Below are 22,174 nucleotides of genomic sequence, written 5' to 3'. Positions count from 1 at the left end.
AATTAACTTTTTTATCAAAAAAAATAACCTTTCAATTGAAAGGTTATTAATTATTTAGTTTCTGTTTTTTACTAAGATCCAGCCGTTTCTCATCTCCATTTTCTTGCTTGCCGGATTTTCCCACTGTACCTTGTACCAGTACGTTCCCGTAGGAATATTCATTCCCCGCAAAGTACCATCCCACGTAAGCCCGGATTTTGAGGCGTTGAAAATTTCTGCACCATAACGGTCAAATACAGAAGCTGCAAAATTATTATACTTGCTTATACCGCTGAAGTCAACACCTTCATTAATGCCGTCACGGTTTGGTGTAATGGCATTGATAACAACAAAAGTGTAGAACTCTATAAAATTACTACAGTCTGCATCCTTATTTCGGATTCTGATGTTGTAACTCATGTTATTATCTACATTGTAGAAAATATTCGAGGCTTGCCATGTCACACCATTATCAATTGAATATTCTAAAACAGTATTATTCGGATTCGTTGCAAACACAGTTAAAATATGATCAGCGAAACTGATGTTGGTAAACTGTGGCAACTGAGGGTTAAGAAGCTGTGCAGTGAAAACTTTTGAACATGTTCCATTACTGATGGTTACTGAATAAGTTCCCGGAACATTCGTAGAAATAGTTTGTGTTGTTGCACCATTACTCCAGATATAAGTATAGTTCGGCCCGGCACCTGCATCCAAAGTCCCGTTATCACCTGCGCAAACAAGTACATCCTGAAGACTTGATACAATAGCTGGCACTACTTCAACCGTGATTGTGGCAGGTATATTTGTAGTACATCCGTTTCCTCCCAGTGCGATTACCTGATATGTAGTTGTGATGGTAGGACTCACAACCTGAGTACTTCCGTTACCCGGTAAAGTTCCCCAATTGTAGGTAACTCCTCCTGTTGCAGTAAGCGTAACAGATTCACCTGCACAGATTTTAGTTTTAGATGCAGTTAAGAATGGCGTGGGCGGACCAACTATGATTGTAATCGTTGCAGGTTGAGCAGACACGCAGCCGTTCGCTCCTACCGCAGTAACGGTGTATGAAGTTGTAACAGCAGGTGTAACCGTCTGAGTATTTCCAGTTCCAGCTAAACCTGTCCAAATATAAGTAGCACCGCCAGATGCTGTAAGTGTAACAGATTCTCCCGGACAAATCTGAGGAGCAGTGGCTGTAACAAGCGTCGATGGTGCTGTGGTATCCTGCACAACATTAACGTTTGAAGTAAACGTACAGGTAAGATTTCCTGGCTGTGTTGTATTTGAAACCGTTAAAGTATATGTTCCTCCTGCATTTACAACAGGATTTAAAGTATTTCCTCCCGAAACAATATTTCCTCCTCCCGTGGCTGCCCAGGCGATCGTTGAACCAGCCGGAATTGTTGAGCCGGATGCATTTAATGTAATCTGAGGTGTTGTACAGGTAATTGTTATAGGTGCAGCAATATTTAATGTGGTAACAGCTGTTGTCTGTAACTGAAGTGTAACAACGTATGAACAGGCTCCGTTTTTAACTAACACATAAATTGTCTGATTTCCAGGACTTGTGAAAGTTGTTGGAGCATTTATAGTATTGTTATTTCCCTGATTCGCGTCAGACTGAAGAAGGTAATATGCAAATGTTGCACTTCCGGCGGAAGTAATCTGTGGCTGAGCTTCAGTTAAATCATAAACAATTCCATTCGGAGAATAACATTTTAGTAAAGATGCATTCTGCACAGTGATGGGTTGTGAAACCTCAATTGTTATAGTAGCTGGATTTGCAGAAGGACAGCCATTCGCTCCCACCGCAGTCACTGAATAGGTAGTAGTAGTTGTTGGGTTTACAGCCTGTGTATTTCCAGTACCTGGGAGTGCATTCCAGTTGTAAGTAACACCTCCTCCGGCGGTAAGAATAACAGATTCACCAGAGCAAATCTGAATTTTGGATGCCGTTAATGTAGGTGAAGGCGGCGCACTGTCGCCCGTAACCGTAACACTTGAAACTGCAGTACAGGTCAGATTTCCCGGTTGATAAGTATTTGAAATTGTTAAAGTATATGTTCCTGCAGTGTTTACAACTGCATTTAATGTATTTCCCCCTGAAACGATATTCCCCCCAGTGGTAGTCCACGCAAAGGCAGAACCTGCTGGGTAAACAGATGAGGAACCATTCAGTGTGATCTGTGAATTTGTACAGGTAAGAACAGTAGGCTGTGCAATATTTGCCGTGATTTCCGGCGCCTTTATGAGTTGAAGCTGCGCTACTTTTGAACAGAAACCATTTTTAACCAAAACATAAATAGTCTGGTTACCAGGGCTCGGAAATGCTGTTGGAGTCTGAATTGTACTTGCATTTCCCGCATTAGCATCATTTTGATTTAAATAATATGAAAACGTAGCTCCAGGGGTAGTACTTACAGCAGCATTTGCACTTGTTAAATCAAATATTGCATTTCCCTGCGCATAGCAGGCCGTGAGTGTTGCATTTTGAGTTGTGGGTGAAGTCCCTCCAACTATCGTTACTGTAGCTGTGCCTGGGCAGGTACTGCCGGGGAACAATACTTCTACTTTATAAACTCCCGGCTGTGTAGCAGTAAATGTAGCAGTTGTAGCGCCAGCTATTGCAACATTGTTTAAAAACCACTGGTAAGTTGCATTTGGATTCTGTACAGAAGCTGTAAATGTTTGTGGCGCATTATCACATACATTTATTGATGCAGGAAGCTGAACGCCAGTGGGACCGAGAATCTGAACACCGATATCAAAAGATCCCGCCTCTAAAAACACGCCCGAATCATAAGCAGAATCCTGGTAATCTGCCAAAACCATTTTAAAATGATAAGCCTGACCAGGTACTACTGTTGCAGTTGCAGTTAAAGGAACTGTTCTTCCACTGAAATTGGTTTCTATATTAGCTGTATTCTGACCTCCAAAATACTGAGCGTTTTTAGGTCCGCAGTTATAGGTTGAAGGAATAATATTGGTGACACTTACAGGGCCTGCTCCTCCAGGTAGTACTGCAAGATTTGTGTAAGCTCCACCAGAGACTGGTCTCAGCAAAAGTGCAAAACCGTCGGTAATGGTACATGGAAAATTCCCTTCGTACTCTTCTGAGGCAAATAAATATCTGAATGAAACTGTGTTGGCAGTAGGTACAAAATCAAATTCTATATATGATGCATCTTTTAAAGCACCCGGAGGAAGATTCAGTACAGCTGCCAAATCTGCATCATCCTGAGTCGGGAGAATATTGCTTAACTGACCGGACTGAAAAGAGTTCCCCGCTCTTGCTGCATAACCTGTCGTCAAAACAATACCATTGGTGAATGGAAAATTGGTTCCACCTTTGTTAAAGTACCCCCAACTTCTGTTTGGATCGCTCACAGCCAGATTCGGAGACACTACAACATTACTTACGTTTGGGGTAGTACAGGTCGTATTCCCCGCAATCAGTACATTGGTGATTAATTGTGTAATGCTAAATGAAGACTGTGGATAATTTGGTGTATTAATATCAATAAACGCTCCTGCCTTCATTGTCTGAGATGTGGGCTGTTTCAAAACCTGTTTACTCCTGTCTTGTGAAAACAATACAGTTGAGTATAATATCGTGAGCAAAGTCAAAAATAAATTTCTTGTACTTCTAATGATCATTTTACATTATTTTCAACAAAAATAGCATTTTTTTTTAAGTCATTTAATGATTATTGCTATAAGTTTTATTTTACAAATTATTGAAAACTAAACTTTTACTGTCGTGAAATAAAAAAGCCGACATTTCTGCCGGCTTTCCTATTATTTAAACTAAATTTTATTCAATATTTTTCAGTAAAATCCAACCCGTTTTTACCGTTGTCTGTTTACTTGCAGGATCTTCAAAAGTGATTTGATACCAGTAAGATGATGTTGATAATTTCTTGCCCTGGAAGAAACCGTCCCAATAAGGTCTTACTTTCTCGTATCTGTATACTACTCTACCATAACGGTCAGAAACCTGAGCTGTAAAGTTCTTATTACCCGCTACACCTCTGAAATCAATGATATCATTCACATTGTCACCGTTTGGTGTGATTACATTCTGCATGTTGAAAGTGTAATACTCAAGATAGCCCACACAACTCGTCGTCTTTACTCTCACCTGAATGAAAACGAGCTTGTTTTTAGGAACATTGGTAAAAATATTTGAATTCTGCCATGTCAGTCCATTGTCTAACGAATATTCCAGTGCGCCGTTGCTTGGATTACTTACTGAAATGGTGATGTTATCATTAGCATAATTAATGTTCGTAATGGTTGGCGGAACCGCGATTTTCACTTCTGTGGTGAAGAGCTTTGTACAAACACCATTGGATATTGTAACTCCGTAAATACCGCCGGCTCCTACTGTTATAGTCTGTGTTGTAGCACCGTTACTCCATTGATATGTGTAATTAGGACCTGCACCTGCATCAAGTGTAATATTATCACCATTACAAATCCATCCACCGGTAAGTGTTGAAGTAATTGCAGGAACAACTTCGATTGTGATACTGGCTGGCTGCAAAGATTTACAACCTTGTGCACCGATTGCATAAACACTGTACGTAGTTGTTACACTTGGGCTTACGGTTCTCACAGCTCCACTTGCCGAATTATCTCCCCACTGATAGGTAACCCCTCCGGCAGCAGTAAGTACTACAGACTCACCGTTACATATTTTGATTCTTGGAGCTGTAACTGTCGCTACAGGAGTTTCTTCTTTTCTTAATGTAAGCATTGCCACTCTGGAACAGAAAGCTCCGTTTGAAACATTTACATAAAGTATCTGTCCATCTGTTCCGTTAAATGCAGTTGTTGCAGTAATATTATTTGCATTTCCAGCAACTGCATCTGCCTGCTGCAGGTAAAATTTAAATACAGCTCCTGCAGTTGTACTGATTGAAGGCTTAGCAGAATCTAAATTGAAAGTAGAATTACTTGGTGTAGCACAAAGTTTTAAGGTTGCATTTTGTATAACAGGACTTGTGCCGCCAATAATGGTTACCTGAGCTTCCACAGGACATGAGGCTCCCGGAACTGTAACCTGAACTTTATACACTCCCGGAGTAGTCGCTGTATACGTCATTGATGTTGCCCCGGGAATAGGTACCCCATCTTTAAACCATTGATATGTAGTACCTGGAAGCACAGTTATCTGAGCCTTCAGTACTGTAGGTGTATTATCACAGACATTAATACTTTCCGGAATAGGATTACCATTAGGATCTACAATGGTCATCCCAAGATCAAATGATCCTCCCTGAATAAATACCGCGGAATCATAACCTGAATCTGAAGCATCTGCCAAAACCATTTTAAAGTGATAAGACTGACCGGGAGTTACCGTTGCAGTAGCTGTTAGCGGAATAGTACGTCCATTGAAATTAGTTTCGATATTTGTAGTATTCAGTCCGCCAAAGTAGGCTGCGTTTATTGGTCCGCAAGCAAAACCTACTCCCCCGGGTACTATATTCGTAACACTCACAGGCCCGTTACCTCCCGGCAATATAGCCATGTTAGTATAAGTAGATCCTGGTGTGTTTGGTTTTAACAGAAGAGCAAAACCATCAGAGAAAACTCCACATGGGAACGTTGACGTATATTCTTCAGAGGCAAAAATATAATTAAAATTAATCTGGGAGTTGTTCGGAACGAAATCAAATTCTATAAAAACAGCATCATTAAGTCCTGCTGAAGGATTAATAGCCGTCACAAGATCCGGATCGCTTCCGGTACTCCCCGGTACGGTATCACCAAGATTTCCTTCCAGCACATTACCCGCTCTTCTGGCCTTTCCTGTTACCAAAACAACTCCATCATTAAAAGGGAAATTGGTAGTACCTTTATGAAAATAACCCCAGGCTCTTTCGGTATCTGTATGAAGCTGGTTTGGTGAAACCGTAACATTACTAACATTGGGTGGTGCGCATGAAGAACCTCCGGAAATCAATACATTTTTAATCAGTTGCTCAATAGTGTAATTGCTTGGAGTATATGTAGCAACATTTACATCTATAAATGCGCCTGCTTTCATACTTTCACTACTCTTGTTTTCGGTTAAAACTTTTCTTCCAGACTTTTGGGCAAAAATTTGAGAAGAAAACAAAACTAAAAGTAAAAATAAAAGGTAATTTTTTGATCTATAATTTAACATTTTCAGATTGTTTGTCCAAAAATACCAAATTTTATTGATTTAAAACACATTATGTTACAGATAATTAATAACAATATTGTAAATTACTGCATTTTAATTGAATTTTAATTCGATTCTAATTTTAAAATAACATAAGACCAATCAGTAAATTGGTCTCGTGTGGTGTACTATTTCTTTAGTTTTAATCCTTTTTCAGTTCATCAATTTTATTCTGAAGTTCGGCGATTTTGTCTTTTAAAAATTTAATTTCGTTTTTATTGGAATTTACATTGCTTTTAAGAATAGCTTTTTTAGCTCTTTCATTGTGGTCTTCTTCGTCTTCATCTTCATTAATTTCCTCGATATCTTCCTGGATATCTTCAATATCTTCGCTGATTTCCTCCAAATCCTCACTAATTTCCTCTATATCTTCGCTGATCTCTTCAATATCTTCCTGAATATCTTCGATGTCTTCCTGAATGTCTTCAATTTTTTCATTGCTTTTATTTACCGACATCTGAATAAGGATGGATAAATAAATTGCTTCCAAAGACAAAACCGTCGTGAGCACCAAAAGCATTTTATCAAAATCTACTACACCGAAAACGGGTAGTAAAAATGAGGTAAGGAAAAGTAATGTATGAATAATGAGAGACGGTATAGAGCCAATCCATGAAGTGATGCCGTCTGCAAGTTTTTCGAGCAATTCTATATTTTCGTGTGATGTTTTCATTATTTTTCTGTTTAAAATAATTCCTTCGTTACTCCTAATCCAAACAATGCAAAATCGTATTTCGCAGGATCTTTTTCATCAAATTTTCTGATGATTACATCTAATTCTTCCACGGTTTTCCAGTCATTCTGAGTTCTTGAAATCAAACCTAATTTTCTTGAAATATTTCCGGTGTGCACATCCAGAGGAATCGATAAAAACTTCTGATCAATATTTTCCCAGATTCCAAAATCTACGCCGCGGTTATCTTTTCTGGTCATCCATCTCAAAAACATGATAATTCGTTTTGAGGTAGAATTCTTGTAAGGTGAACTTACATGTTTGTGCGTTCTGTGTTTTTCAATTCCTAAAAATTTCTGTCTGAACCGCTCTATTGAATGTTGAAAATTATTTTCCTCTTCATTAATTAAAAACAAATCTTCAAGACTTTCATTTTCAGTATAAATTTTATGAAATTGTGTAATGAAATAAGCAAAATCTTCTCCGTTAAAAGTTCTGTGGATACTTTTGTCTTTAATAAAATCTAAATCTTTCTGAGAGTAATTCATTACAAAATCATAGGGAGAATTTCCCATAATGTCAAGCATTTTCTCAGCAGATTTAATTATAGACTTTCTGTTTCCCCACGAAATTGTAGCAGCCAAAAATCCAGCGATCTCGATATCCTGTTTCAAAGAAAAACGGTGCGGAATCTGAACCGGATCATCATTAATGAATTCCGTATTGTTGTAAACATCTGCTTTTTCGTCAAGAAAATCTTTTAATTCTGAAAAATTCAACTTCATTATTTAAATACCATTTTTTAATTTAAACTCTTAAGATTTTGAAGTTATTAAGTTTTGATTAAGTTAATATTTTAAATATTCATTAAACAAACTGTCCAATAGATTTTTTTAATCTTAAAACATAACTACAAGATATCTTACTATTTAAATTTTTCTCAAATTTTCACACACTCCAAAGCCTTGGGAAGATATGAGTTTGGAAAAACCGTCCTCGCTTCGTCTGTGAAAACCGTCAAATCTCCGTAACGGTTGGAGAAATGCCCTAAAATTAACTTACCAACTTCTGCTTTTTTGGCAATTGTCGCTGCTTCCAAAGCTGTCGTGTGACCGGTGTAATCTGCCATTTCCTTTAAATCATGCAAAAATGTAGCTTCGTGGTACAGAACCGTCACATTTTTTATAATCGGAATTACAGATTCTAAATATCTTGTGTCGCTGCAAAACGCATAAGAAACGGATGGCGCAGGACTTGTGGTTAAAACTTCATTTTTCAAAACATATCCGTCACTCAAAACAAAATCTTTTCCTGCTTTCAGATTATGATAGTCGCAGGTTTCAATTTCAGGATATTTTGAAACTTCTTCTATATTAATATGACGTTCTTTCGGTTTTTCTTTAAACAGATAACCATTGCAGTAAATCCTGTGGTCAAGCGGAATGGTGTACACTTCTACCCTGTTGTCTTCGTAGATTTTTTCTGAATAATCTTTATCCAGTTCATGATAAATCACCTCAAAACCTCTGTGCGTTTCGGTAATGGTGAAGATGGTATCCAGCATTTTTTTAATTCCTTTCGGACCGTAAACATGCAGCGGAACTTCCCTTCCCAAAAGCCTGAAAGACGCAATCAGTCCTGGCAGACCAAAACAGTGATCACCATGTAGATGGGATATAAAAATATGATTGATTTTTGAAAATCTCGCCTTTGCTTTTCTCAGCTGCACCTGCGTTCCTTCGCCACAGTCTATGAGGAAACAGCGTTCTTCCATTTCCAGAAGTTGCGCCGTGGGAGAAGTATTCACCGTTGGTATTGCAGAATTAAAACCTAATATCGTTAAATAAGTACTCAAATCAATAGTTTATTAAAGCAAATGTACGATAAAAGGTTGAGGCTAAGGCTTAGGTTAAGATGAAAATTGATCGCCCGCAAACCTCAACCTCAACCTATGCCTGTAAAAAATCCAGAAACAAATCCAAGGCCTGTTTTCTGTGGCTGATTTTGTTTTTATCTTCCGGATTCATCTCAGCAAAGGTAATTTCGTGACCTTCAGGAACAAAAATCGGATCGTAGCCAAAACCTTTGTGACCTTTATTTTCTGTCAGTAAATTTCCATGAACTCTGCCATCGAAATATTGGGCACCATTTCCATCATAATAACATAAAACTGTGATGAAATAGGCTTTTCTGTTTTCAATATATTCCATTTCGCTTAAAACTTTTTCTATGTTTTTTGCAAAATCGTGATCTCCGGCGTATCGGGCAGAAAAAATTCCGGGTCTTCCGTCTAAAGATTCCACAACCAAACCGCTGTCGTCTCCCAGACTTGGAATTCCTGTTTTTTCGAAACAGTATTTGGCTTTTATTAAGGCATTGGCATTGAAAGAATCTCCGTCTTCAACAATTTCGTCGTGAAGATCATAATCTGCAAGACTTTTTACGGTAAAATCATTTCCTAAAATCTGTTGTATTTCTTCTTTTTTATGAAGATTGTGGGTGGCTACTAATATTTCCATTTTTATTTTATTAACCAGAATTTTTATCGAATTTTAATGATTATAGTTTGGTTTTGACACATGAGTCAAAGAAGAATTTTTATTAGGATTTAGAATATTTTAGATCACATAAGAGGAAAAATCAAAGATTTTTGTAAAATTAAAATGAGGAAAATCTAAAAGTTTCCAAAAATAAAAATCTTTGATTTTCTAATAATGTGCCTTAAAATAAGCGCAAAAACTTAAAACTAAACTCTGTGGCTCATGCGTCAAGGTTATCTAAGATTCTGTATAACGAACTTTATTTTTAAATGCAAAGAGATAGAAAAATACTGAAAAAAGTACAATTCCAATTACAAGAATCATCCAACCCTGCATTTCAAAGGCTTCTGCAAAACTTTCTTTTTGAGTGTAAAAAATCAAAACGGCCGAACAGAGATTGTTAAAACCATGCAAAAGCATGGGCAAAAGAAGGGATTTTGTTTTGTAATACACCAAACCCAAAACACAACCTAATAAAGTTGCACCCACAAACTGCCAAGGATTTCCATGAATCAGTCCAAATAAAACACTCGCCAGCAAAATGGCCTTCCATGGTTCTACCCCATTATTAATTAAACCTTTCTGAATAATTCCTCTGAAAATAATTTCTTCAAAAATCGGCGCCATGATGACCGCCATGATGACCATTATAATGGGATCATTGATGAATCCTTCCATTATTCTTTCAAAAAACTTATAAAAATCTCCGAAAAAAGGTCCGGTTGTAGGAATCTGAGAAGTGATAAATTCACCTATAAACATCATTCCCAGCATCATCGGGAAAATTAACAGATAAGTGTAAAAGTTGGTTGGTGAAAAATTAAAATTCAATTTCTTTCCAGTTTTCTGACGCACCATTAAAAAATCGAATGCAGCAATCATCAGGCAAAAGACAATTGCATTTGAAATCATTAAAAACCATGGTTTCTGCACGAAATCCAGTTTAAAAATAAATTTTCCGGCAAGTCCAGCAAAACCGACAAACATACTTCCGATTACATATCCTAAAAAGAGGATTAGCCCTCCCAGCCAGTCGAAAATATAATTCGGGTATTTTGAGTTTTCCATTTTATGATGATGATTTTTTTGAGGAACAAAGATAATTGAATTACTGTAAACATTCTTAATGTATAGAACAGTGCAGAGTAAAAAAAATAAATAATTACAGAATAAATCCTCGATTTTAAACGTTTGTTAAATAAATTAAACCATGAAAAAAACTGTATTTCTCATCTTACTTTTATTTTTTACAAAAATATTTGGTTGCAGATGTGGTACGCAACAGAGTATTGCTCAAGATTACTTTGAAGCTGATTTTGTAGGTGTGATAACAATTACAAAAGCCTATGGTGACAGCATTTTAATATCTGAAAATGGTTTTAATCGGGAATTTTATAAAGCTGAACTTAAATTTGATAAAATAATTAAAGGTCAAAAATTTATTTTTCTGAATGCATTTGGTGCAACTGATGACAAATTTGGGATACACTCAACAGACTGTTCTGTTTTCCTAAAAGCCGGAGAAAAATATATGATAATTTTAAAAAAAGATGTGAATAATCTTTTTTGGGTAAATGGATGTAGCAGAATGATTCGACTCAGTTATCATAATAATCATGAGGAAGAAAGCAAAGTAATTAAGCATTACATCAATTTATTCAAAAATTTGGAAAAATATAAAAATCAATATTCCAATCTTAAATTTGAGGATTTTGATGATAAATCTATTAGAAAGCTCAGATATCCTACTGTAATGTTCGATTCTGATTTCGGAGATTTAAGATTATCAAATCCTTCTGAAAGGATTGGAATCTATAAAATTACAACTGATAAAAATCTTAAAATAAAAAAATTAGTACCTATAGAAAGAGTCGGTGAAAAAGATGTAGAGATTGAGCAACTCATTTTTAAAAATTTATCCTTAAGTGAACACAGAGTAAAAGAGGTCAAATCATGTGAAAGTTTACTGCTGCTTTATTTTGATGATTTCGAACCTGCTTTTAATTTGAATAATGATCATGAGAAATAAGATCATATCTTTTTTCTATCGCAATTGCTTCATTGTGAAGTTTAATCAAACTATCTTTGCAGCTTATTCTATTCACATGGATTCCTCATTAATTCAGCCTAAAAATATCAATCTACAACTGATAAGTTATGTTTCTTTTACTTTTGTAGGATATTTTATCATCGGCTTATCACTTTCGGTTCTTCCAATATTCATCAGTAAAAGTTTAGGATTCAGTCTTTTGGTGGCAGGATTGGTAATCAGTTTACAGTATATTTCCACGTTTTTCCTGAGAGCCTATTCAGGTAAAATGATTGATGGGAAAGGTCCGAAACCAGCGGTATTACTGAGCATGATTGGTTTTTCTGCAACCGGAATTTTTCTGATTATCGCTTACTATTTTAAATTATCTCCCATTTTAAGTCTGGGTTTTCTCATCATCACACGTCTGCTGACAGGTTGTGCCGAAGGATTGGTAGGTGCAAGTCCGATCAACTGGGCAATTATGGCTTTGGGAGAAAAACATACCGCAAAAATCATTTCCTACAACGGTGTTGCATGCTACGGAGCTTTGGCAATTGGTGCATCATTGGGAATTGTTATTGAACAGAAATTCAGTCTTTACGGAATCGGAATTCTGTCTATTCTATTAGGAATAATAGGATATTTATTTGCTAAAACGAAAGACAACAAAACGAATAACAATCAAAAAGAAACGCAATCATTCTGGAAAGTTTTAGGGAAAGTAGCTCCGTTTGGCGTTTGTCTGGCTTTAGGCGGAATCGGCTTTGCAAGTATTTCTACATTCATCACTTTATATTACAACCATTTTCATTGGAATAACGGTGCGCTTTGTCTGAGTATTTTCGGAGGACTGTTCGTTGCCGGAAGATTGGTTTTCAGCAATGTCATCAATAATTATGGCGGAATAAAAGTTGCCATCGCCTGCCTTTTTGTAGAAACCATCGGAATTCTCATCATCGCTTTTGCAACGAATGCACAAATGGCTTTGATTGGTGCCGGTGTTACGGGATTAGGATTTTCATTAATTTTTCCGGCTTTAGGAGTGATGGCTATCAAGAGTGTTGCACCGTCAAATCAAGGTTCTGCATTGGCAGGTTACGGACTTTTTATCGATATTTCTCTCGGCGTTGCAGGTCCGATTATTGGAAGTGTTGCGGACTTTTTCGGAATGCGGTTTATCTTTCCATTCAGTGCCGCCATGGTTTTTGTTGGGTTTGGATTGGCATATTTCCTTAAGAAAAAATCAAATTTAAAGAAGCTGAGTGAGGTTTAATTTAAGAAAAGGCAGAATCAGTCTGTTGCAAATTGGCGTTGCGATCTGCAGATTATCATTTAAACACTTCGTTGTTCTGAAGATGATCATGTTTTTTTCCATTGGTTTCACCCACGGCTATTCATATTGAACCACTCCATGGTTCTGATGATACTGTACATTTTTTCCCATGGATTTCACCCACGGCTACTCACATTAAACCACTTCGTGGTTCATAAAAAAGGAAAGCATTTGTAACATTATACATGATTTTCCACCCGTACAAAAATCTTTGATTTTTAATCTTACATGTTCTTTCATAATGAATATTAACAACTCTATCTGACTTAAGTGTCAAATGTATTTACATTAAAACTTTCATAGATTTATTCCCAAACCTTTTTAAACTTGCATTTTCAAAGTGATCAGCTACCTAAATCTTTTGTGACTTTTGTGGTTCAAACTGAATCAAAAATCCAATTTTCAAAATCCGATTAAATTCCCGATTTTTGCAAATTCAAAATACGATATGTCAGACTTAATCAAAGAAATAGAAAAAAGAAAAACCTTCGGAATTATCTCTCACCCCGATGCCGGAAAGACCACTCTAACGGAAAAGCTGCTGCTTTTTGGAGGGGCAATTCAGGAAGCCGGTGCAGTAAAATCCAATAAAATAAAAAAAGGAGCGACCTCCGATTTCATGGAAATTGAGCGTCAGAGAGGAATCTCCGTAGCGACTTCCGTGTTGGCTTTTGAATACAGAGACCACAAAATCAACATTCTGGATACTCCGGGTCACAAAGATTTTGCTGAAGATACTTACCGGACTCTGACTGCCGTAGATTCCGTAATCGTTGTAATCGACGTTGCAAAAGGAGTTGAGGAACAGACAGAAAAGTTGGTGAAAGTCTGCCGAATGAGAAACATTCCGATGTTGGTTTTCATCAATAAACTTGACCGTGAAGGAAAAGATGCTTTCGATCTGCTTGATGAAGTTGAACAGAAACTGGGATTAACGGTTTGTCCGCTTTCTTTACCGATCGGTATGGGCGCTGATTTTCAGGGAATTTACAATATCTGGGAAGACAATATTCAGTTGTTTTTGGAAGAGAAAAAACAGAAAGTAGGGGAAGCGATTAAGTTTGATGACATTAATGATCCCTCAATCGACGAAGTAATTGGCGAAAAAGCAGCAAAAAATTTACGTGAAGAATTGGATTTAATACAATCTGTATATCCTGAATTCAGCCGTGAAGATTATATGAAAGGAGATTTGCAGCCGGTTTTCTTTGGTTCAGCCTTGAATAATTTTGGTGTCCGTGAATTGCTGAACGCATTTATCGACATCGCCCCAATGCCACAACCGAAAGAGAGCGATACGCGTTTAGTAAAACCTGAAGAGAGCACTTTCACAGGGTTTGTTTTCAAGATTCATGCGAATATGGATCCGAAGCACAGAGACCGTCTGGCTTTTGTGAAAATTGTTTCGGGAACATTTAAAAGAAATGAAAATTATCTGTTGGTAAGAGAGGGCAAAAAGATGAAATTCTCATCTCCGAACGCATTTTTTGCTGATAAAAAAGAAGTGGTTGACGAAAGTTTCCCGGGAGATATTGTCGGACTTCATGATACAGGAAGTTTCAGAATTGGCGATACTCTCACGGGCGGCGAAAAACTGAGTTTCAAAGGAATTCCGAGTTTCTCTCCTGAACATTTCAGATATATCAATAATAATGATCCATTGAAAGCCAAACAACTGGCAAAAGGTATTGATCAGCTGATGGACGAGGGTGTTGCGCAGCTGTTTACGCTTGAAATGAACAACAGAAAAATCATCGGAACCGTGGGTGCGCTTCAGTATGAAGTAATTCAGTACCGTCTGGAGCATGAGTACGGTGCAAAATGTACCTACGAACCACTTTCCATGCACAAAGCATGTTGGGTAGAAGCAGATGAAAAGTCTGAAGAATTTAAGGAATTTGCAAGACTGAAGCAGAGATTTCTGGCAAGAGACAAATACAATCAGTTGGTTTTCTTAGCTGATTCTTCTTTCACCATTCACATGACGCAGGAGAAATTCCCGAATGTAAAACTGCATTTTATCAGTGAGTTTCAGAACGCTTAATTGAGTTTTTTAGATTAAAAATATCATCCGTGGAAGTTTTTCTGCGGATTTTTTTGTCAATAAAGTATAAGGTTCATTTGCACTACGTCTGATTTCATTAAAAAAATCTACAACAATACTAAAGATCAAACATTTAAAAAATAATCATATCTTTGTCACATGAACACAAAAAAAATAAATATCGAAAATCCTTCTGAAAAATTAGTTGATTTTTTCAGGAAAGCACGTTTGACTAAGCAGGAAAAAAAAGCTTCTTACATAGCCAAGAAAGATATTTATTTCCCAAAAACTAAATGATTTTCTGTTTTGGATGAGGAATTTAAATTCACAACCGATGAAGGTTATGAGTATTTAGTTATTTTTCAGGAACATTCAAACTACAGCTCCATCTTCGGAATTAAAATTATAGATGTTTCAATAATTTTAATGAATGAAGAAATCGAATACAACTCCTACAAATCTTTAATTGAGTTCATCAAAATAATTAATAATTATTTAGTAAAGGAGGAAAACGTAATTCTCTATTATTACTGTGACATATCTCCAATTAAGATGAGAATAAAGCGAAAGGTAGAAATGTCTCCACAACAATTCAGAAATCAATTGTTTGTAACTATGTTTGAAAGGTCTAAATCTGAGAATTTTGTTTCAAGGCAAATTATTGTTAAAGATATTGAAAATGGAGATCATTACACTTCTTTAATTACAGACAAAATCAACGAATCCAAACTGGAAAACATTATCAAAGAATTAGAATCTTTGTTAAAAAAGTGATATGCTATCTAAAGTCATTACCACTTTTTAATATTTTAAAAAATGATTTTTTAACTTAAAAAAAATTGTAAAACAACAAAACAAATTTTACAAAACACTAAAAACCAACACTTTAAAATTTTACACCAATAAAATAATTCCTTTACAAACATTACAGAAAATTACCTGGTAGCTTTACATCAACAAAATTAACCGTTATGAAAAAAGCTATTCTGCTACTTGCATTATCAAGTACATTTATTATGTGTAAAAAGGGAGATGGTACTACAGAATCTCTAAGTGAAACCATAAAATCTGCTGACAGCAGCTTTACAGAATTCTCCGACAAGGCTGAAAAAATTCAAAACGAAACGGCAGCAGCTTTAGATTCTGCGCAGGTAAAAATCAAAGAATTTGATAAAACTTCACAGGATTTAAAAGATAAGTTTGAAAAAACAGCTTCCTCTGTAGATTCTTTAGGTGAAAAAATTTCGAATGTGAAATTTGAATCTAAAACTGTTGCTGATAAAGATTCTGCGAAGAAAAAAGAGGAGAAAATTGTTGTGAATGTTCCGGCGCCGAAAGTAATTAAGCAAACTAAGATTATTTACAAAAATAACAGTTGTGAAAAACCTAAATCTGAACCCAAATACGCTTTAAAGAAAACCGCCAATCTTGAAATTGGAGTTGATGATACGTATGGCGCAAAAAATTACATCGAAGATCAGCTTAGAAAATACGACGGAAGTCTGAAAAGTGAAAACGTAAGCATGAACAGTGACGATACAAAAACTGCTTACCTGAAAATCCAGATTCCATTGGATAAATTTGAATATTTTGTAGAAGATGTAAGTGCACACGCAGGAAATGTGATTGACAAGACTATTGCAAGTTCGGGAGACGAATTTTACCCTAAAACAAAATGCGACATTGAAATTACTCTTTATGGTAACGAAAAAAATGCCGCTGCTGCAGCTTCAAAACCTGAAAGTTTCGGAGGGAAATTCTCGTCGGGCATTGGCTCCGGCTGGGAAGTTCTTACAGGAATTTTATTATTCTTTGTTCCATTCTGGCCTCTTTTTCTGATCGCAGGAATCGGTTATTACTTTTATAAAAAGAACAGAAACAAAAGTATCGGCAATACTGTGGAATAATTTTTAATTAAATTTTAATGTTTCAATGAGAATAATTGAAATTTGATTTGTATTTTTGCATCGCATTACGGTTAAGCAATTGACCATAATTTTATATAAAAGTTTGTGTTTAGTTACAGCAAGGGCTTTCAGAATTCTGAAAGCCCTTGCTATTTTTATTGAAGATGAGATTATTTTGAGATACTTCTCGAAATTACAATCTTCTGAATTTCTGATGTTCCTTCATAGATCTGAGTGATTTTTGCATCACGCATCATTCTTTCTACGTGGTATTCTTTCACATAACCGTACCCGCCGTGAATCTGAACAGCTTCAATCGTAGTATCCATCGCAACCTGAGAAGAATACAGTTTCGCCATTGCACCACTTTCTGAGATGTCTTTTCCGGCATCTTTCTCTACAGCAGCCTTGTAACAAAGCATTCTTGCAGCAGTTATCTGCGTTGCCATATCCGCTAATTTGAAAGCAATTGCCTGATGATTGATGATTTCAGTTTTAAAAGCTTTTCTTGTTTTGGCATATTTCAGAGCAAGTTCATAAGCTCCTGAAGCAATTCCTAAAGCCTGAGATGCGATACCAATTCTACCGCCATTTAAAACAGCCATCGCAAAGTTGAATCCGAAGCCATCTTCGCCGATTCTGTTTTCTTTAGGCACTTTTACATTGTTGAAAAGCAGAGAGTGCGTGTCACTTCCTCTGATTCCCAGTTTATCTTCTTTAAGACCAACTTCGAAACCTTCCCAGCCTTTTTCCACGATAAATGCATTGATACCTTTGTGTTTTTTCTCAGGATCGGTCTGTGCAATTACGATATAATAGGTTGCAGTACCACCATTGGTAATCCAGTTTTTGATACCGTTTAATAAATAGTGATCTCCTTTGTCTACGGCAGTAGTTTGCTGTGAAGTGGCATCAGAACCGGCTTCCGGCTCAGAAAGAGCAAATGCTCCGATCACTTCCCCGCTTGCCAGAGGAGTAAGATATTTTACCTTTTGTTCTTCAGAAGCAAATTTTTCAAGACCTGCACACACCAAAGAGTTGTTTACAGACATTACCACGGCTGCAGAAGCATCTACTTTAGCAATTTCTTCCATTGCCAAAACGTAAGACACGCTATCCATCCCTGCTCCACCGTACTGTGGGTCTACCATCATCCCAAGAAGCCCCATTTCCCCCATTTTCTTAACCTGTTCGGCAGGAAACTTCTGGTCACGGTCTCTTTCAATTACGCCCGGTAATAGTTCGTTCTGTGCAAAATCTCTCGCTGCCTGCTGAATCATCAGCTGTTCTTCTGATAAATTAAAGTCCATAAAAAATTTGAATTATATGGTCGCTAATTTACACTTTTTGGTCAAATATGAAAACTTTAGCCTGACGTAAATTATATTCATCAGTAAAATTTTAAATTATAATCAAACCTCTTCTGAAAAAGGCAATAAGATCCGTCAAACTTTATTAAAATTTCATTTTTAAAGAACAAATGATTCCATTTAAAAAAAATCCTTATATTTAAAAATATTAAAATCAAACTTACGGATCATGACAATCAAAAGATTATTCGATATACCTCAGCATGCTTTGGAAAATTATCCTAAAGCAGACATGTTTGTGACAAAATATAACGGCGAATGGAAGAAAACTTCTACCCAGGAATTTATCAACGAAGCTAATAAAATATCACGCGGACTGTTGAAATTGGGTATAAAACCCGGCGACAAGATTGCTTTGATTACCACCAATTCCCGTACAGAATGGGCAATTATGGATCTTGGACTGTCACAAATCGGTGTGATTTCTGTGCCCGTTTATCCGAGTATTTCTCCCGAAGATTACGAATTTATTTTCACCAATGCAGAGATTAAATACTGCTTCCTTTCAGACAAAGCTTTGCTTGATAAAGTGATGAAGGTGAAACACAACATCCCAAGTTTGCAGGGCGTTTTTACTTTTGATGCGATTTCCGGTGCTGCCAACTGGAGAGAAATTTTAGACCTTGGCGAGGACGATTCTACACAGATGGAAGTGGAAGATCTCGCAAAGGCGATTAATCCGGATGATGTGGCGACGATTATTTATACCTCGGGAACCACAGGAAAACCTAAAGGAGTAATTCTTTCGCACGAAAATATTGTGTCCAATGTCTTGGGGTCTATCCCGAGAATTCCGAGAAAGAAAAGTTTAGACTATAAAGATACCAGAGTTTTAAGTTTCCTTCCGATCTGTCATATTTTTGAGAGAATGCTGTTTTATCTTTTCCAGTACAGCGGTTTTTCAATTCACTTTGCTGAAAGCATCGAAAAGATGGGCGAAAATGTAAAAGAAGTAAAACCCCATTACATGAGCGTTGTACCGAGACTTGTAGAAAAGGTTTATGATAAAATCTATGCTACCGGATCTTCCGCAGGGGGGTTCAAGCAGAAAATATTCTTCTGGGCACTGGATTTAATTCAGAAAAAGAAAACGGTTTCAAAGCCATCCGGTTTAAAGGAAATCATAGCTGATAAACTGGTATTTAAAAAATGGAGAGAAGGTTTGGGAGGTGAAATCATCACACTGGTTTCCGGTTCGGCAGCTTTGTCAACGAGATTAAATTTAATGTTTCAGAATGCTGGAATTCCTATTCTCGAAGGTTATGGCTTAACGGAAACTTCTCCTGTCATTTCTGTAAATTCTTTTGGTAAAATGAAGGTGGGAACTGTGGGTCATCCTTTAGATAATTTGAAGGTGAAAATTCAGGAAGACGGTGAAATTACAGTGAAAGGACCATCGGTTTTTAAAGGTTATTTTAAAAATGAAGAGCAGACCAAAGAAACTTTCACAGAGGACGGATTTTTCAAAACCGGAGACATCGGTCACATCGATGGTGAAGGATTTCTGCAGATCACCGACCGTAAAAAGGAAATGTTTAAAACTTCCGGAGGAAAATACATTGCTCCGCAGACGATTGAAAATTTAGCGAAAGCATCAAAGTTCATCGAACAGATTATGGTTGTCGGCGATGGTGAAAAAATGCCGACTGCCCTGGTACAGCCTGATTTTGAGTTTGCCAAAAGCTGGGCGATGAGAAACAACATCAACCTGGGAACTACGCCAAAAGAAATTGCCGCAAGCAAAGAGCTTAAAGAAAGAATTAAAAAGGAAATGGATGACATCAATGAGCATCTCGGAAGCTGGGAACAAATTAAGAAGATTGAGCTGACACCGGAAATCTGGAGCATTGAAGCCGGACTTTTAACCCCAACTTTAAAACTGAAAAGAAAGGCGATTAAAGAGAAATTTATTGACCTGTATAATAAGATGTATGAGCATCATGATTAAAAATATAAACCGCCTCTTTTGAGGCGGTTTTTTTTAGGTTTAAAGATGAATCTCCGAGGATATATCTTGAATAGCAACCTAACTACCCCGTCAAAAAATCAAAATTTTTTTTTCGCCACCGTTCCAATCGAGAGGAATTTTTCTCAGTCACAAAAATCAACAAAAAACGGCTCCAAAATTTGAAGCCGTTTTCTATTTTATAAAAAATCTGAATTAAAACTTAATCACAGATTTCATTCTTTCGATTTCTTCGTTTACCAACTCGTCGTCAACAAGAATTTTTCCTGAATGCTCATCGATGATGATTTTCTTTCTCTGAGCGATTTCCATCTGTTTCTGTGGCGGAATGGTGAAGAATGATCCTTTCGGTGCACCTCTTTCCAGGCCTACAACAGCAAGACCGTTTAATGAATTGTTTCTGATTCTGTGGTAAGAAGCCAATAATCTGTCATCGATTTTAGATGCATATTCTTTAGACTGCTCAAGAAGGTAATCTTCTTCTTTCTGAGTTTCAGAAACCAAATCCTCAAGCTCTTCTTTTTTGAATTTAAGGTGATTTTTAAGATCTTCAATCTTCGCATTCAACTCATCCAGAGTTTCGTTTTTGTGTGCTATTTTAGCTCCGAATTCTTTGATTCTTTTTTCAGAAAGCTGAATTTCAAGATCCTGATATTCAATTTCTTTTCCTAAAGCTTCAAATTCTTTATTGTTTCTTACGTTATCCTGTTGAGATTTGTATTTTTCAATTAAAGATTTTGCGTGATTGATCACTTCATTTTTGGTGTTTATCTGATCGTTCTGCTCTTTAATTTCAGCATGAAATTTTTCAGCTCTTTTCTCAAGGCCTTCAATTTCGATGTCAAGATCTTCCACTTCGATTGGCAATTCTCCTCTTGTATTCCGGATTTCATCCAATCTTGAATCAATGATCTGTAGATCGTATAAAGCTCTCAATTTTTCTTCAACTGAAATATCTATTGTTTTTGCCATATCTAAATGAAATAATTTACGGGGTTTGTTTTTTCGCTAGATTTCAAGACTGCAAATGTACTAAAATTTTGTGATAAAATTTCAAATAATTGTTGACTCACGAATTGCTCAGATTCATAATGGCCAATGTCGCAGAGCAGCATCTTTGATTCTGCAGAAAAATAATCATGATATTTCAAATCCCCTGTAAGGTAGGCATCACATTTTTTTGATAACGCCGGCTTAATACCACGGGCTCCTGAACCGCCCAAAACCCCTACTCTTTTTATTTTTTTTCCGGTATAATCTGAGTGCCTGATGATGTTTAAACTAAATTTATCTTTTACAAATTTCAAAAAGTCTGCTTCATCCATTTCAGTTTCAAACTCGCCATACATCCCCAATCCTGCATATTGATTTTCATTGTCCAAACTGATGATCTGATGGGCAACTTCCTCGTAAGGATGGGCATTTTTCATTGCTGTAATGATTCGATTCTGCTTAAAACTTTCAAAAATCACAGACAGCATGACCTCATCGGCATCTTCGCGGATATTTTGTTCACCTGAAAAAGGTGTTGAGCCTTCAATCGGTCTGAACGTTCCCGAACCCTTTGTTGTAAAACTGCACTCGTCATAAAAACCAATATTCCCGGCACCGACATCAAACAGGGCTTCTTTTACGTTTTCAGAATGATCTTGTGGAACATAAACATTCAACTGTTTAAGATTATTTTTTTTAGGCTGAAGAATTTTTAAATTCTTTAAACCTAAATGATTGCTGATTCCTGCATTGACGCCGAAAAAATCGTTATCCCAGGCTGTATGAACAGCGTAAATAGCAATTTTATTTTCAATGGCTTTTAAAACAGCTCTTTCAACATAATTTTTTCCCGTCAGTGATTTTAAACCTGAAAAAATAATGGGATGAAAACAGACCACTAAATTGCAGTTCTTCAGAATTGCTTCATCTATTACGTTTTCCAGCGCATCGTGGCAGACAAGAATTCCGCTCACATTACGCTCAGGAACACCGCACAGCAGACCGACATTGTCGAAATCCTCAGCCTGCGCAATCTGTATTCTTCTTTCAATTTTCGAGATTACATCTTTTATTGTCATTTTATTCTGTAAGTTTGACTACGAAAATAACGAATATTTAT

The 22,174-nt window shown here is 36.6% G+C and carries 16 protein-coding genes; 6 read left to right on the top strand and 10 right to left on the bottom strand.

The genetic code is table 11. The features are described 5' to 3' along the window. Positions 1–54 precede the first annotated feature (54 nt). The 7 genes from ASG21_RS06325 to ASG21_RS06295 form a co-directional block, all read right to left on the bottom strand. Complete coding sequence (locus ASG21_RS06325) at positions 55–3,639, bottom strand: choice-of-anchor L domain-containing protein (RefSeq protein WP_056077163.1); 3,585 nt, start codon at positions 3,637–3,639, stop codon at positions 55–57. Positions 3,640–3,796: 157 nt separating this feature from the next. Then, positions 3,797–6,157, bottom strand: coding sequence for a choice-of-anchor L domain-containing protein (locus ASG21_RS06320; protein ID WP_056077161.1), 2,361 nt, complete (start codon positions 6,155–6,157; stop codon positions 3,797–3,799). Between the two features lie 181 nt (positions 6,158–6,338). Next, on the bottom strand, positions 6,339–6,869 hold the full coding sequence (locus ASG21_RS06315) for a DUF1003 domain-containing protein (RefSeq protein ID WP_056077159.1): 531 nt from the start codon (positions 6,867–6,869) through the stop codon (positions 6,339–6,341). A gap of 11 nt (positions 6,870–6,880) precedes the next feature. Next, positions 6,881–7,648, bottom strand: a complete 768-nt coding sequence (locus ASG21_RS06310) for a TIGR02757 family protein (RefSeq protein ID WP_082482442.1) — start codon at positions 7,646–7,648, stop codon at positions 6,881–6,883. Positions 7,649–7,809: 161 nt separating this feature from the next. Beyond that, complete coding sequence (locus ASG21_RS06305; protein ID WP_056077156.1) at positions 7,810–8,724, bottom strand: ribonuclease Z; 915 nt, start codon at positions 8,722–8,724, stop codon at positions 7,810–7,812. 94 nt (positions 8,725–8,818) lie between these two features. Next, positions 8,819–9,394 carry an RdgB/HAM1 family non-canonical purine NTP pyrophosphatase gene (gene rdgB, locus ASG21_RS06300; RefSeq protein ID WP_056077154.1) on the bottom strand — a complete coding sequence of 192 codons (576 nt, stop codon included), beginning with the start codon at positions 9,392–9,394 and terminating at the stop codon, positions 8,819–8,821. 252 nt (positions 9,395–9,646) lie between these two features. Further along, positions 9,647–10,477, bottom strand: a complete 831-nt coding sequence (locus tag ASG21_RS06295) for a type II CAAX endopeptidase family protein (protein ID WP_056077152.1) — start codon at positions 10,475–10,477, stop codon at positions 9,647–9,649. A 142-nt stretch (positions 10,478–10,619) separates the two neighbouring features. Here ASG21_RS06295 and ASG21_RS06290 point away from each other — a divergent pair, with 142 nt between their 5' ends. From ASG21_RS06290 to ASG21_RS06270, 5 genes are all read left to right on the top strand, one after another. Beyond that, a complete protein-coding gene (locus ASG21_RS06290; protein ID WP_056077149.1) occupies positions 10,620–11,438 on the top strand; it encodes a hypothetical protein in 819 nt (272 codons plus the stop codon). A gap of 76 nt (positions 11,439–11,514) precedes the next feature. Next, positions 11,515–12,714, top strand: coding sequence for an MFS transporter (locus ASG21_RS06285; RefSeq protein WP_056077147.1), 1,200 nt, complete (start codon positions 11,515–11,517; stop codon positions 12,712–12,714). A gap of 508 nt (positions 12,715–13,222) precedes the next feature. After that, positions 13,223–14,818 (top strand): peptide chain release factor 3, encoded by a 1,596-nt coding sequence (locus ASG21_RS06280; protein ID WP_056082199.1) that lies wholly within the window; start codon positions 13,223–13,225, stop codon positions 14,816–14,818. A gap of 306 nt (positions 14,819–15,124) precedes the next feature. Next, positions 15,125–15,592: a hypothetical protein gene (locus tag ASG21_RS06275; RefSeq protein WP_056077145.1), complete on the top strand. Its 468-nt coding sequence runs from the start codon at positions 15,125–15,127 to the stop codon at positions 15,590–15,592. Between the two features lie 197 nt (positions 15,593–15,789). Next, positions 15,790–16,725 (top strand): DUF4349 domain-containing protein, encoded by a 936-nt coding sequence (locus ASG21_RS06270; RefSeq protein ID WP_056077143.1) that lies wholly within the window; start codon positions 15,790–15,792, stop codon positions 16,723–16,725. Positions 16,726–16,895: 170 nt separating this feature from the next. Here the strand turns inward: ASG21_RS06270 and ASG21_RS06265 are convergent, their stop codons facing one another. Beyond that, a complete protein-coding gene (locus tag ASG21_RS06265; RefSeq protein ID WP_056077141.1) occupies positions 16,896–18,035 on the bottom strand; it encodes an acyl-CoA dehydrogenase in 1,140 nt (379 codons plus the stop codon). Between the two features lie 229 nt (positions 18,036–18,264). On the opposite strand from ASG21_RS06265, the gene ASG21_RS06260 reads away from it, so the two are divergent. Continuing rightward, a complete protein-coding gene (locus tag ASG21_RS06260) occupies positions 18,265–20,043 on the top strand; it encodes a long-chain fatty acid--CoA ligase (RefSeq protein ID WP_056077139.1) in 1,779 nt (592 codons plus the stop codon). A 213-nt stretch (positions 20,044–20,256) separates the two neighbouring features. Here the strand turns inward: ASG21_RS06260 and ASG21_RS06255 are convergent, their stop codons facing one another. Both ASG21_RS06255 and ASG21_RS06250 read right to left on the bottom strand, forming a co-directional pair. Further along, the gene (locus tag ASG21_RS06255) at positions 20,257–21,033 is read right to left on the bottom strand and encodes a hypothetical protein (protein WP_056077136.1); all 777 of its coding nucleotides are present in this window, start codon (positions 21,031–21,033) and stop codon (positions 20,257–20,259) included. A 2-nt stretch (positions 21,034–21,035) separates the two neighbouring features. Then, complete coding sequence (locus ASG21_RS06250) at positions 21,036–22,133, bottom strand: Nif3-like dinuclear metal center hexameric protein (protein WP_056077135.1); 1,098 nt, start codon at positions 22,131–22,133, stop codon at positions 21,036–21,038. Positions 22,134–22,174: the final 41 nt, after the last annotated feature.

Origin of the sequence: Chryseobacterium sp. Leaf394 (assembly GCF_001424105.1) — a bacterium.
Classification (GTDB): domain Bacteria; phylum Bacteroidota; class Bacteroidia; order Flavobacteriales; family Weeksellaceae; genus Chryseobacterium.
The sequence above is the reverse complement of the archived record's forward strand: the minus strand, read 5'-3'. Positions and strand labels throughout refer to the sequence as shown.